We start from the raw sequence: 14,810 nt of genomic DNA, 5'->3' as shown, positions 1-14,810 counted from the left end.
GAGATGAGTTCTAATACACGTATCTTTAGTCTGTATAGTTTTGAATATATCATATACTATGGCAGGTGTATTAAGGCGAAATATTTTAGTCATTTCTTTTTTAATGGCTTCGTTCACAGTAATTGCTCAAAGTGATTTTAAACTTCCTGCCAATGCCGACCCCGGGCTTGCTGATGAAAAATTTAATGCGAATAATTTTACAGCCGCGCTGAAGGATTACCTGTTCCTGTTAAAGAAAGACCCGAAGAATTTAATGTATTCTTACCGCGCAGGTCTTTGTTTCCTTAACACCAATATAAACAAGGCAAAAGCTATCCCATACCTTGAAGCGGAGACAAAAACCGAGAAGCCTGATTATGACAGCTGGTTTTACCTTGCCAAGGCCTATCATTATGCCTATCGTTTTGATGAAGCCGTTCAGATGTTCACAAAATACAAGGAACTCGCGAAAGGAAGTTCTGACAACAAAAAGCAGGTTGACCGATACATACAGTATTGTTATAACGCGAAAGAGCTTGTCAAATTCCCGCTTAAAGTAACATTCAATAACCTGGGAAAGAATGTCAATTCTTCCTATGCGGATTATCAGCCTTTTGTGCCCGAAGATGAATCTTACCTCGTATTCACAACACGCAGAAAGGAAGGAGCCATGCAATCCGAGGACGGAGTGTTTACCGCCTCTGTATTTATTTCAAAAGTGCTGAACGGTGAGTTTGGAAAAGCGAGAAGCATCGGTCCGCCGATAAATACCGGTGATGGTGATGAAGAAGTGGTTGGTTTGTCTTTGTCGGGCGACATTATGATACTGGTTTATGATAACCTGGTGAGCTTTGCCGACCTGTTCATCGCGTACGCGGATAAAAAAATGAATTTCAAAAAAGCCACATTGCTGGATAAGAATATCAACTCAAGCGCCCAGGAAATATCGGCATCCATTTCACCTGACGGGAACACACTGTATTTTACCAGTACACGTTCAGGAGGTTTCGGCGGCAGCGATGTTTATGTAACGCATAAACTACCCAATGGAACCTGGGCCCTGGCCCGGAATTTGGGTCCCGAAATAAATACGGAGGCGGATGAAGATTTTCCTAACATATCTCCTGACGGAAAAACCCTATACTTCAGTTCAACAGGACATACCAGCATGGGAGGTTACGATATTTTTAAAGCGACATGGAGCGAAACAACGAATCAATGGACCAATATCAAAAACTTCGGGTATCCCATAAATACCACAGATGATGATATGAACCTCCGGCTTTCATCAAGCGGAAAATACGGATATATCTCGGCTTTGCGTGATGGGGGGATCGGGGACTTTGACATTTATCGTGTGGATTTTAATGATGTGGAACCGAATTATTCATTGATAAAAGGCCAGGTACTATCTGCGGATACCTCACGAAAGCTTAATTACAACAACAACCAGGTTTCAATTGTAGCGATCAATAATGTTACAAATAAAAAATTCGGACAGTATGTTCCCAATCCGGTTTCAGGTAAATATGTCATGATACTTCCTCCCGGAAATTATACCATTGAGCTCGACGCGGACGCTTTTGAAAAATATTCGGAAAAATTTGTTGTGGCCGATAAGATCGGTGTCCGCCAGGAAATAGATAAGAACATTATTCTTTTGCCAAAGGAAACGGGACAACCTGAAGAATCGGGGACGGAGCCCGATCAATTAAATAAGAACAAGCTGAAATAAACACATAAGATCAAAAATATGAAAAAAATTAAAATACTATTTACAACTGCCGCATTATGTGTGCTGGCTTTTCCGGTTATTGCCCAGAAGCTGGTAAACACAGGTAAGACACAGCAAGCTGTCGCTCCTGCCCAGCCCGATGACCTCTGCACAGCAATCAACAAAGTGATGAAATTTTCGTTCGATAAGTTTGAATCCATCAAAGAAGCTGAAAAGCAAGTGAAGATCGGTTTGTATTCGGAATATTCATGGATGTCGAAATATCAGGTGCCGGGATTCATCGATAGTAAGATAAAGGTAACAGTAACGGAGAAGAATTATTTTACAGCCACTTATTACAATGATTGGGATACACAAACGGGAGTTGAAAAATATAATGAGTTGATCGAAAAGGTGAAGGCGTGTGTCCCCAGGGCCTGTTGCGAGTTTACTCCAAGTGTAAGTAAGGATATGCCCGATATGAAACGTTTCGAATTCTGGACAGATAAAGTTAAACCCGGTTCCGATAAGCGTCTTTACGATGTATATATTGTGGTCAGCTATCTCATTGAAACGGATACCAAGCATGCTGTTGTTACACTCAATATTTCACCGAAGGAATGAAGGTGGTTAATAGTTCTCGGTTGTTGGTTGCCGGTTATGATACCCGACAACTTACAACCAGCAACCAACAACAATTCGCCCATGTATAAGTATTTAATAAAACCCATCTTTTTTTTATTCGCTCCCGAAACAATTCATCATCTTGTTTTTAAGATTTTAAAAATAACTTTTGTGATCCCGGGCGTGAAGCAAATTATAAGGGCTTTTCACGTTGTGAATGATGAAAAGCTGAAGCGCAATTTATTCGGGCTGACGTTCAGTAATCCTGTCGGCCTCGCGGCTGGTTTTGATAAGGACGCAAAGCTGTTCGATGAATTATCATGTTTTGGTTTTGGTTTTATTGAAATAGGTACTGTTACACCCAAAGCTCAACCGGGAAATGATAAGCCCCGTATGTTTCGTTTGACAGAAGACGAAGCGTTGATCAACAGGATGGGATTTAATAACGAGGGCGCCGCCGCTGCCGCCACACGATTGAAGGACAGAGAGGCGAATGTCATTATTGGCGGTAATATTGGCAAAAATAAGTTGACTCCTAATGAAGATGCCGGAAGTGACTATGAAAAGTGTTTTGAAACTTTGTTTGAGTACGTGGATTTTTTTGTGGTGAATGTAAGTTCTCCCAATACTCCTAACCTGCGCGCTTTGCAGGATAAAGAACCGCTTACAAAACTATTGTTGTCATTAAAAGCTCTTAATGCAAAAAAGAAAACACCTAAACCGATCTTGTTAAAGATCGCGCCCGACCTTACTAACGAACAACTGGATGATATTGTTTCTATAGTTGCCGAAACAAAAATTGACGGATTGATAGCGACGAACACAACAATTGACCGGAGTAACCTGAGAACACCGAAACAGGAACTCGAAAAGATCGGAGCAGGAGGTATGAGCGGAAAGCCCTTATTGAAGCGGAGTGTTGAAGTAATACGTTATTTATCTCAGCGTTCAAATAAATCATTCCCTATAATCGGGGTAGGAGGGATTCATTCTGCAGAAGATGCTGTGGAAATGATAAAGGCAGGAGCGAGCCTTGTGCAGGTGTATACCGGTTTTGTGTATGAAGGACCGGGAATCGTGAAGCGGATCAACCAGGCTTTATTAAAAATGTAAATCAATAGTTGCAAGTCAATTTAATAAATTGGGAAATGCCACCAAAGCACAAAAACACCAAATTCCACGAAAGGGCATGTGAATAAGGTCTAAATAATTATACCGAGGTAACTTGATTTTAAGGATTTTGAGACTCGGGCATATACTGTTCTAAGCCAATTTGGCGGATGAATAATCCTTAAATTGACTAAAGAACCGCTATAAAAGTGTAGTTTGGTGGTATTTGGTGTTTTTGTGCTTTGGTGGCTAATTGAATTATCGATCTTTTGATCTGTATAAATGACAATCTAAATGGACTATAATAAAATAACTCCTTTAATGGTTTCGCAATTACAGAGGATTGTTGGCGAAGCTAATGTGTTGACGAGCAAAGATGCACTAGGGAATTATTCTCACGATGAAACCGAGGACCTGAAATATTTACCGGAAGTTGTTTTGAAGCCACGTACAGCGAAGGAAATATCGGAAATATTGAAGCTGTGTAATGCTGAAAAAATTCCTGTGACTCCGCGCGGGGCCGGAACGGGGTTGAGTGGTGCTGCTTTACCCGTATTTGGAGGTGTTGTACTTTCAATGGAGCGTTTCAATAAAATTTTACAAATAGACGAGCGCAATTTGCAGGCAACAGTTGAGCCGGGTGTGATCAATGAAGTTTTTCAGAACGCAGTAAAAGAAAAAGGTTTGTTCTATCCTCCGGATCCGGCCAGCAAAGGCAGTTGCTTTTTGGGTGGCAACCTGGCCATGTCATCAGGCGGCCCGAAGGCTGTGAAATACGGTGTTACAAAGGAATATGTGCTTAACCTGGAAGTGGTACTGCCAACCGGTGAAATTATATGGACAGGTGCGAACGTTTTGAAAAATTCTACAGGATATAATCTTACCCAGTTAATGGTTGGAAGTGAAGGTACATTGGGTGTAATAACTAAAATAGTATTTAAGCTTATTCCTTATCCAACGAAAACTATTGTAATGCTGGTGCCCTTCTTCTCAGCTGAGAAAGCCTGCGAGTCTGTATCGGCAGTGTTCCGGGCAGGAATTGTGCCGAGCGGTATGGAATTCATGGAACGGGATGCGATCGACTGGGCATTAAAATATGTGGACGGAGTTTCTGTTTCAATTAAACCTGAAGTGCAGGCTCATCTGCTCATTGAGTTGGATGGCAACGAGTTGGATGTAATGATGCGGGATGCTGAAAAAATAAGTGAGATAATGACCCGGCATGAATGTGATGATATCCTGTTCGCGGATACTGAGGAACAGAAGCAAAATTTATGGAAGCTGCGCAGGAAAGTGGGGGAGGCCGTAAAATCAAACTCGGTATATAAAGAAGAAGATACAGTTGTTCCAAGAGCTGAGTTGCCCGAACTTTTAAGAGGTGTAAAAGCGATAGGATCGAAATACGGTTTTAAGTCGGTTTGTTACGGGCACGCAGGCGATGGTAATTTACATGTGAACATCATTAAAGGCGATATGAGTGATGCTAAATGGAACAATGAGCTGCCAAAGGGAATACGTGAACTGTTTGAATTGTGTGTGAAGCTAGGCGGAACTATTTCGGGTGAACACGGAATTGGCTGGGTACAAAAATCTTATATGGATATTGCCTTTACCCCAAAATCTATTGAGCTGCAGAAGGGAATTAAGCAATTGTTCGATCCGAATAATATATTGAATCCCGGGAAGATCTTTGTTTAGGACACACCCCCGCATTCACACCTGCACCCGCACCCCCTCTCCCATGCACACTTGCTCCCCGCAGAGGGGAGTTTTAACCGAACTTCTGTCTTCCGTCTTCCGACTTCCATCTTCCATCTTCCATCTTCCAACTTCCAACTCCCGGCTTCCGACTTCCGACTTCCGACCTCACCTTCCAATAATAAACATTGCCGGCCTTTTATTAATATCCGGTTTTTGTTTTTTCCATTGGGCAATGGTTTGAGTTTTAATCAGCTCAGTTGGTAAAGTAATATCGCAGGCTATGCAAAAGCGTAATTCGTTGGAGCAGGTGTTCAACACATCTTCAATAATATGATTGTTCCGGTAAGGAGTTTCAATGAATAATTGAGTCTGATCATTTCTTAAAACCAACCGTTCGAGTTCTTTGAGTTTATTGATCCTTTCTTTTTGTTCTTTTGGTAAATAGCCATTGAAGCAAAAATTTTGTCCGTTCATTCCTGAGGCCATTAAGGCAAGTAATATAGAGCTGGGACCTACAAGTGGCATTACCTGGATGTTTTTGCTATGGGCGAGCCGGACCAGTTCAGCGCCGGGATCGGCTACTCCGGGGCATCCCGCTTCCGACATTAAGCCCATGTCTTTTCCTCTGTCAATCGCGTCAAGGTAATTTAGAATATTTTCTACGGGTGTTTGTTCATTAAGTGTATGCAGGATGATTTCCTGCAAGGGCCTGGTGCGTCCCATTTGTTTCAGATTCCTGCGCGCTGTTTTTTCGTTTTCCACAATGTATTCATCAATACCATTAATGACTTGCTGAACATAGGGGGGCATGGTATGTGCCAGTTCGGTGTTTTCACCAAGTGCAACGGGGATTAAATATAGTTTTCCTTTTATCATTTTATTATATCAAAAAAGCGTTTCACGGAGTTACACAGAGAAGTTACAGGGAGCCACAGAGAACGCGTTCATGCTGTAGATTTTTTCTCTGTGAAACTCTGTGTCTGCTCCGTGGTTCTCTGTGTAATTTAAAATCTAAAAATTCTTCTCTTCAATTTCATTCACAATACTTTCACAAGCCTTATCCAGCAATTGGAATACATGTTCAAAGCCTTCATCTCCTCCGTAATAAGGATCGGGAACTTCCATGTTTAATTTCGGAAAAGCCATATTAAGAATAAGTTTCACTTTTCTTTTGTCATTCTCATTCCTTGCCAGTTTTGTAACATCCCGGTAATTACTTTGATCCATTACGTAAATATGGTCAAAGTTGTCGAAATCAATAACGGTAAACTGCCTTCCCTTTAGTTTGCTGATGTTAATGCCATATTCCTTCGCTTTTTTCACGGAACGGTGGTCGGGATGCTCGCCCATGTGGTAATTGGCGGTTCCGGCTGAATCAACAATAATATTTAAAGATTTTTGTCCGGCTTTGTGCCTTAAAATGCCTTCTGCCAAAGGAGATCGGCAAATGTTGCCAAGGCAAACCATAACTACTTTTATCATAATATTCAGACAGGTGCGTTGATAAAGATAAAATGGAATTGCTAATCAGGCAAATTTATTTGCCGACCGGGAGTTATTATACAGAACGACAGGTTCGGGTAACGCGTCATTTAGAATTCAAAGCGTATTAAAACTGTGCTCTTGTAGTTTTGCCGAATGCATCAGGAGAAATATATCGGAGAGACAATTCCATGCCGCCGCGTGTGTGTGTGACTGTTCTGAGATCCGATAAGTTGATATCATAACTGAACCCGATCGAATAATTCGCATATTCAAACCGTGCGATAGCGATAAATGCGTCTTTCATCCGGTAATAACCACCAAGTGAAAATGCGGAAGGCAATTTGAAACCTGTATATTTTGATCCTTCCTGGATAATATATTGAAACATCATTCCCGGTGTTATTTCTTTTAATGGTCCTTGCATGAACACGATATAAGAGGGTTTTAGAATCAGGTTTGAGTTTGCAATACCAATTGCCGCGTCCCCATGCAATATAATTTTCATGTTCAATCGTTGGGGACTATCGTCATAAAATGAATAGGAAGGTTTATGGGGGTGAAATACGGAAGCGCCTATATTTACTTTTCTTGAATTGTTCCCGGAAATATATGATTGGTCAGTTCCATAGCTATATTGTATACCGGCGCCAAGGTCGACATATTTAAAATCGTTTACCTTTCCTGATTCTCCGGATGAGATCCCCGCGTCATAAGTCATACCATTGTATTGATTTCCCCATATGAGGTTACTGGCTGATAGGCTTCGTTGCGCAAAACCTCCCATCAAACCGGCTGATAGCAGACTTTTAGAGTTAATATTAATGATTGCTGATAATGATATGTTTGCCTGGTTAGAGGTCAGATTTGCTTCACCGGCTTTATCGTTAAAGAAATCCAGGCCTAACCCTAACTGATGCGCCTTACCTTTTAATAGTTTTAGGTCGCCCGAAAGGGCGAATGTTTTGTAAGGAGAGTTAATAGACTGCCATTGATTTTTATAGTTCGTAATGATACGGATATCATGGTGCACTCCGGTATTTGCCGGATTCAATTGCAAAGGTGTTTCATCGAACTGGGAAAAATGTATATCCTGTGCATTTGCAGAAAATTGTACAAAAGTACTTGTCATAAGGCATGCAACTGCTTTCATCAATTGGCGGCATTTGGATCCGGATCGTTTCATTTTTTTTTGTTATAAAATTATTTCACCAATGTTATTGTTCCGTGTTTGTTCACATCCGAGCCGTTCACTTTTGCTTTCAGGTAGTAAACAAATAGGGCGGGGTCAAGTTTTTCTCCTTTATATGTGCCATCCCAGCCTTTTGTATGATCTGTGGTCTCAAACACATTCTCACCCCAGCGGTCAAACACTGAAAACCTGAATTCCTGGATGCAATGCCCCATGACGTAAAAGATATCATTTTGACTATCGTTGTTAGGTGAAAACGCGTTCGGAACAAATATGTCGCCGCATTTAATGTCCGCAGTTATGCAATAGGTGTCGCTGCAGCCTGTGCTATCGCTTACTGTTACACAATACTGGGTGGTGATGATTGGAGATGCGATGGTAACCGCGCACGTGCTGCAACTTAACCCGGATGAGGGATTCCAGGAGTAGACTATTCCGCCGGAAGCAGTGAGTGTCACACCTCCTCCAATGGGTGTCAAAGGTGTTGATGCAACTGTAGCTATTGGCTTTGGATTTACAATGACTGTAACAGTTGAGCTTCCCATACAGCCTGATGTTGTTCCACTGACAGTATAGGTTGTACTCGCGGTTGGATTAATACTGATATTGTTGGTTGTATTACCCGTTGACCAGGTGTAAGAAGCGGCTCCGGACGCAGACAGCGTGCCGGTTTGCCCGCTGCAAATGGTCAGTGAGGATACGGTTATAACCGGTGTTGCCACCACGGTAATGCTTGAAGTTTCTGTTGTTGCAGGGCATCCATTTGCGGGTGGAATGGTATTGGTCACAATATATGTTCCCGGACTGCTGGTAGACAAATCAATTTCACCGGTGTTCCCGTTTATAGTTAAACCCGGAGTTGATGAGAATATACCTGCAATACTTCCGCCGGTGAAGACCGGAAAAGGATTTGCACTGCCTTTACAAAAAGAGGAGAGCGAATAATTAAATGTGCCTGATTGCGCAGCTATAATTGTAATTGTTGATGTTGCAGTAGTGGTTGAGCATCCACTTGATGCGGGAATTGTATTTGTAACTGTATAAGTGCCGGGCGTACTTGCGCTCAGGTTTATTGTTCCGGTACCTGAATTGATGCTTAGTCCGGGAGTTGAAGTGAATGAACCGGCAATTCCACCTCCGCTATAAACAGGTGAAGGGTTAGCGGCATTCTGACAATATGGAGAAGCTGTATAACCGAACGTGGCGACGGGTTGAGCAGTGATGGTGATACTTGAAGTTGCGGTAGTTGCGGGACAGCCACCTGATGCCGCGATCGTGTTTGTAACAGTATAGGTCCCCGGAATACTTGCGTTTAAATTAATTGTTCCTGTAACTGAATTGATATTTAGCCCGGGAGTTGAAGTGAATGTACCTGCAGTACCTCCTCCTGAGAAAACAGGCGAAGGATCAGTGGAGTTCTGACAGTATGGAGAACCAGTATAGCTAAACGTGGCTATAGGTTGTGTTGTGATCGTTATGGTGGCTGTTGCAGTAACAGCAGGACATCCGCCGGATGCTGCGATCGTATTTGTTACAGTATAAGTCCCGGGCGTGCTCGTGTTTAAATTAATTGATCCTGTACCTGAATTAATGCTTAGTCCGGGAGTTGAAGTAAATGAACCCGCAGTTCCACCACCGCTATAAACAGGTGAAGGATCTGCGGCATTCTGACAATATGGAGAAGCGGTATAACCAAATGTAGCAATGGGTGCATTTGTTATTGTAATAGTTGCGGTACTTGAGTTCGCGCAGGGACCGGCCGTAGTATAAGTAACTGTATAGGTATTTAATGAACTGGCAGACAGATTTATTTCTCCTGTCGTTGTATTTGTAAAAATTAATCCTGCCGGCGACGAATTGAAAGTTCCGCTTGTAACTCCTGTAATGTTTGGTAATGGATTGGCTCCCGATTGACAATAGGTTGATGATGAGAAGTTAAACGCGGCATTTTGAATAGGATCAATTGTAACTGATGCTGTTGACGAAACTTGTGGACAACCGCCTGCGGCTGCAATCGTATTTGTAACAGTATAAGTCCCGGGCGTGCTTGTGGTTAAATTTATTGTTCCTGTACCCGCATTAATGTTTAATCCGGAAGTTGAGGTGAATGTGCCTGCAATACCTCCCCCGGAGAAGACAGGTGAAGGATCGGTAGCATTCTGGCAATACGGAGAACCGGTATAGCTGAATGTTGCAACGGGCTGAGCGGTTATTATAATACCGGATGTTGCTGTTGCGGCGGAGCATCCGCCTGATGCCGGAATTGAATTTGTTACAGTATAGGTTCCGGGGGTACTTGTGTTCAAATTTATTATTCCCGTAACAGGATTGATACTTAACCCTGGAGTAGAAGTAAATGTGCCGGCCGTTCCGCCTCCGCTATATACAGGTGAAGGATCAGCCGCGTTCTGACAATATGGAGAAGCGGTATAGCTGAATGTCGCCACCGGCTGACCTGAACATGTTACATTTGTGATACATGGAGTTGTACCGCCGAACTTAACTAAAAACGCTTCATAAGAATTTGAATTTGATGGGTTTGTTTTCGCTGCCTGGAATGCTCCAGGTGTTGATATATAATCTGAAGAACTTGTCCAGCCGCACATATAAATGTCGCCTGCGGGAGTGGATTTGATGTGAGGTTCAATTTCTAATTGGGTTCCTCCATAGTAGGTGGACCATTGACGTGTTCCTGAGCTGTCGAACATAGCAAGGAATATATCGGTCGATCCGCGATAGGGGCAGCCGGTGGTATTTAAAGCCGAGTTGTAAGAAGAATATCCGCAGAGATAAACGTTATCTGAGGAGTCACAGGCAACATCTTCACCTATATCTGTTTGTCCGCCGTCAACACCCCCGTAATAAGTACCCCAAAGTCTTGAAGTAAGCGAGTTGTTGAGTTTTGCAAGGTAAGCATCATTGGTGCCGTTAAGTGCAGGTTGATAGGAGCCGGGAGAAGCTATGCAGGTGTTAGGGCCGGGTAAAACAGATTGTGTCCAGCCGGTTATGTAAACATCTCCGGCACCGTCAAGTGCTAATCCGCGCGAGTTGTCGTTTTTGTCTCCACCATAGTAGGTGCAGGCAACACGTATGCCGGTACTTGAAAACTTCGCTATAAACGCATCATTCGGACCGCCCTGGTACGAAGTGAGATATGCACCTGCTGTAGCCAAAGTATTAGTGGGGCCCTGGGTGTAACCCGTTATAAAAATATTGGCTGCGGCTGCATCTATAGCAATGTCCCATGCATCATCGCAATTGGTGTCACCAAAATAAGTGCCCCACAAACAGCTGGTGGCTGAGCTGTTAAACTTGGCTACAAAAGCGTCGTTACAACCGCCGCCAAAGGTGGTTTGAAAGGCGCCGGCACTCGCGATACCGCCGCCTGCAGTTGTTGATGTGGTGCGTCCGCAAACATATACTTCTCCGGTGGTGTTATCCGGAACAACATTTAAGGCTTCATCACTTTTATCTCCGCCGTAGTAGGTACACCATTGACGTGCACCGGCGCTGTTTAATTTGGCAACAAAACCATCCGTCATACCAAAATTAGCAGTGTTGAAAGCTGTTTGCCATACACCCGGAGTTGAAAGGTCTGTTGAAGATGTTTCTCCCACAAAGTAAATATTTCCGCTATTGTCTGTTCTGATTCCTCCCCAGTTGCCTTCCCAATCATTGCCGCCAAAATAAGTGCACCACTGGCGTGTTCCGCCGGAATTCATTTTTAATACAAAATTATCAGCCCCGTTCACAAGTGTTGTTTGATGCGCGCCTGTTGTGGCGATATTTGAAGGAGATGATGTAAATCCAAGCATACATATCATCGAATTTGTGTTGTCCCACGCTACATCCATTCCATACTCATTTCCTGAATCGCCATAATAGGTTGCCCAGTCAATACCCGGACCCGGATCGATAACAAGTGTTTTCGTTTTATCATACGATGGAATTGAAAAGCAAAATTCATTTTCTGCTGCCTGTTTGTAAACTACTGACATTTGCTGCTTTGTTTCGGATATATAGCTTGCGGGAATACGTTCTGTAAGAACACCATGCGTAACAGAAAGTTTTAAGTTGTCCGTTCCGGCAATGATATTATTAGCGCCACTGTATCTCATCCTGATCTGCGAAGCATCGCCTCCCGGACGTACAATAAAATAATATTCGGCGCCTTTTTCTGAACCGCTGCCTGTTTTATATACCATGTCAATATGCGGGTAAAGATCATGATAGGTAACTGTTCCGTAACTTTTTATCTGCGCCTGTGTTCGTACACCGCTTGTATAATACACAGAGTAACCAGGTAGTGCATCCGTTCCTGTTACTTCAACATTTGGCATGCTTCCTATAAATTCAATATCAATGCGGTGAACATTTCTGCGGATCGATCCGGGATGAGACGTGTTGACATCATTTCGTTCCCGTTTTAACCATTTGTTCAGTACCTGTATATCCTCGTTGTTGTCTGTATATGTATCGTAACTGAATCCATTGGTCTTTATTTGTGTATTGATTCCGACCGAATTCAAAAGAAATTTCACTTCATTTACAGGCTTGTGATGTTGATCCAATATCTGACCTTTGTTTTCAATAAAACCAACAGTGCTGTTTAAGTTTTCCGATTGATTTTTTCCGATCATGTTTTTTTTGAAGCAAAAAACATAGTTTGCGGAAAGTAACCCCGCGATCAAAAAGGGAAAAATCTTTTTTGTATTCATGGTATTGTGATGTGAGTATTGATAGATAATTTCTTTTAAAATATTTTTATTTATTCGGATCGCCTGTCGGGCAGACAGGGAATACGCCAATATGCGCTAGTTTATGGCTATTTCATGACATTGACACTACCTTTTAATTTTATTTCATTATTGGTTTTTGTGCAAATAGCTTTTAAATAATAAACATATGTGCCGGTTCCCATTTGGTTTCCTTTCCATGTCCCATCCCATCCATGTGATTGGTCAAATCCTTCGAATATTGTGTTGCCCCAGCGGTCATAGATCGCCCAATATATATTACTCAACCCGTTTCCTTCTATGTAAAGAATGTCGTTTTGGCCATCGTTGTTTGGAGAAAAGACATTTGGAATAAATACTTCTGAATCATCGCCTACGCACGGAGGATTCACAATAATTGTAAATATTACAAATGTCGAACAGCCGTAGTAATCTTTTGCCACGACGGTATAGGTGGTAGTAGAGGATGGGGTTGCTATCGGGGTTGCGCAATTTGTGCATGAAAGTCCTGTTGATGGTGACCATGAATATGTATCAGCACCTTGTAATGAAAACGCTACACTATTTCCTTCAATAATGGTTTGTCGGGCGGGTGTGCCATTTGTTGAAACCAAAAGAGTATCTGTTACGTTTACTGATGTTACAGTTGAGCAGCCGTTTTGATCAGATACTGTAATGGTATAACTCCCCGCTGATAAATTAGAAATTGTTTGTCCGCTTATTTTCTGATTAATGTACTCCCAGTCATATGTATAACTTTTGTTTCCCCCGGAGGCAAACGCAGAGGCTGTTCCATTATTCCTGCCACACTCTGAATTTGTACTTGTAGCCATAATAGTTAAAAGGGCAGGGCTTATTATAGCCAGAGTTGAAATGAGTTTGCTGCCTGCTGCATCTGTAACTGTTACAGTGTAGGTTCCTGTTGAAAGACCGTTGATGGTTTGGGCTACTGCTCCGGTACTCCATGAATATGTATAGGGAAATACCCCGCCCGAGGGATTTACCGAGGCTGTTCCATTATTGTCCCCATAGCATGTAATATCTGTTTTTGAAATTGTAATAGTTGGAGATGCGCAGTTTGTGACAGTAACTGTTACAGTAGTTGGACTGTGCTGACACGAATGCGAATATGTACAAAACAGATCAGCCCAAACTGAATAGGTTGTAGTAGTGGCCGGGGAGACAGTAATTGCATTTACAGAAGCGCCGGTACTCCAGCTGTAATTCAGACCTCCGGACGCAGTGAGCACAGTACTTTGTCCTTTACATATTGAAAAATTGCCGTTAACAGATGCGATCGGAATGGAATCAACGGTTATTTTAAGTATCTGCGCTTTAGTAAGGGGTTTGTTATAGATCCGCATGTAATCAATCGTTCCGGCACTTTCTTCATCAACAACTACATTGTCATCCTTGAAAAGGATCAGGTCTGTGTTGAATTTTGCCGCGCCGCTAACATCTCTAAAAGCAATTTCAAGATTGTTGTTAATATATCCTTTCACACTATCTGTGTTTGCATCACGGGTAAGGAATAATCTGAACCATTTGTTTGGTAAAGCCATATTTGAAGTGCCGGTATATTGCGTGTAAAATTGGAGGTTGTTCTGATACAGATAAAGGCCGACATCGGAAGTGTTGCTTTTGAAATCGAGAATGCGCTGCCAGTTTTTGGGATAGGGAGATGTGGTAAACTTAAAAAGAAGTTCAATGGTATAATCATCTTTTGAGAATAGTGTCCCAATGGAAAGTTTTAATCCATTGCCAATAACCCAATTATAAAATGTATCAGTTTGACAAAGGCTAATGCCGTTAGAATACGTTCCGGGATTGCTCAACGGGGTTAAAGATGTACCGCCGCTGAACTCATTGAGGTTTCCTGAAAAGTTGTAACAAGCAACAGGGAGTGGGATGTTTTGTGCTTTTGAAATGTTAGTTGCTGTGAAAATCAGAATTATTTGAATTGATTTGAATATCCTGGAATGAAGCGTTTTGGTTTGGTGATTATGTAAATACACAAACTTGAATTTCAAAAGAAGTTGTTTAATAAACCCTCTTTTTTTTCGTTTCATTTTCTCTCGGTATTTGTTGTGGTAAAAATGCGGCAAGTATCATTTATGGGCAAATCATTATTTTTGTATAATGCCATGGCTAACATGTGGCTTGGTACAAATAATACATAAATTCGAATAAAATAGTCTAAAAGTTTAATATTAAAATATTGATTATCAAATATATATGATACATATGAATGGTGATAGCCAATGAATATATA

At 42.0% G+C, this 14,810-nt stretch carries 9 protein-coding genes; 4 read left to right on the top strand and 5 right to left on the bottom strand.

The window, feature by feature from the left end; translation table 11 throughout:
- Nucleotides 1–58: 58 nt before the first annotated feature.
- The 4 genes from HYU69_00895 (at nt 59) to HYU69_00880 (ending at nt 5,125) form a co-directional block, all read left to right on the top strand.
- The gene (locus HYU69_00895) at nt 59–1,714 is read left to right on the top strand and encodes a PD40 domain-containing protein (protein MBI2268894.1); all 1,656 of its coding nucleotides are present in this window, start codon (nt 59–61) and stop codon (nt 1,712–1,714) included.
- A gap of 18 nt (nt 1,715–1,732) precedes the next feature.
- A complete protein-coding gene (locus HYU69_00890; protein MBI2268893.1) occupies nt 1,733–2,317 on the top strand; it encodes a hypothetical protein in 585 nt (194 codons plus the stop codon).
- 81 nt (nt 2,318–2,398) lie between these two features.
- Nucleotides 2,399–3,430 carry a quinone-dependent dihydroorotate dehydrogenase gene (locus HYU69_00885; GenBank protein ID MBI2268892.1) on the top strand — a complete coding sequence of 344 codons (1,032 nt, stop codon included), beginning with the start codon at nt 2,399–2,401 and terminating at the stop codon, nt 3,428–3,430.
- Nucleotides 3,431–3,721: 291 nt separating this feature from the next.
- Nucleotides 3,722–5,125, top strand: coding sequence for an FAD-binding protein (locus tag HYU69_00880; GenBank protein ID MBI2268891.1), 1,404 nt, complete (start codon nt 3,722–3,724; stop codon nt 5,123–5,125).
- Between the two features lie 168 nt (nt 5,126–5,293).
- On the opposite strand, the gene HYU69_00875 is transcribed toward HYU69_00880, so the two are convergent.
- The 5 genes from HYU69_00875 to HYU69_00855 form a co-directional block, all read right to left on the bottom strand.
- A complete protein-coding gene (locus HYU69_00875) occupies nt 5,294–6,004 on the bottom strand; it encodes an SAM-dependent methyltransferase (GenBank protein ID MBI2268890.1) in 711 nt (236 codons plus the stop codon).
- Nucleotides 6,005–6,139: 135 nt separating this feature from the next.
- Nucleotides 6,140–6,610, bottom strand: coding sequence for a low molecular weight phosphotyrosine protein phosphatase (locus HYU69_00870; protein MBI2268889.1), 471 nt, complete (start codon nt 6,608–6,610; stop codon nt 6,140–6,142).
- Nucleotides 6,611–6,737: 127 nt separating this feature from the next.
- Nucleotides 6,738–7,796 carry a PorP/SprF family type IX secretion system membrane protein gene (locus tag HYU69_00865; protein ID MBI2268888.1) on the bottom strand — a complete coding sequence of 353 codons (1,059 nt, stop codon included), beginning with the start codon at nt 7,794–7,796 and terminating at the stop codon, nt 6,738–6,740.
- A 17-nt stretch (nt 7,797–7,813) separates the two neighbouring features.
- Nucleotides 7,814–12,520 (bottom strand): gliding motility-associated C-terminal domain-containing protein, encoded by a 4,707-nt coding sequence (locus HYU69_00860; GenBank protein MBI2268887.1) that lies wholly within the window; start codon nt 12,518–12,520, stop codon nt 7,814–7,816.
- Between the two features lie 107 nt (nt 12,521–12,627).
- Nucleotides 12,628–14,607 carry a gliding motility-associated C-terminal domain-containing protein gene (locus HYU69_00855; GenBank protein ID MBI2268886.1) on the bottom strand — a complete coding sequence of 660 codons (1,980 nt, stop codon included), beginning with the start codon at nt 14,605–14,607 and terminating at the stop codon, nt 12,628–12,630.
- Nucleotides 14,608–14,810: the final 203 nt, after the last annotated feature.

This window comes from Bacteroidota bacterium (genome assembly GCA_016183775.1).
GTDB lineage: Bacteria > Bacteroidota > Bacteroidia > JABDFU01 > JABDFU01 > JABDFU01.
The sequence above is the reverse complement of the archived record's forward strand: the minus strand, read 5'-3'. Positions and strand labels throughout refer to the sequence as shown.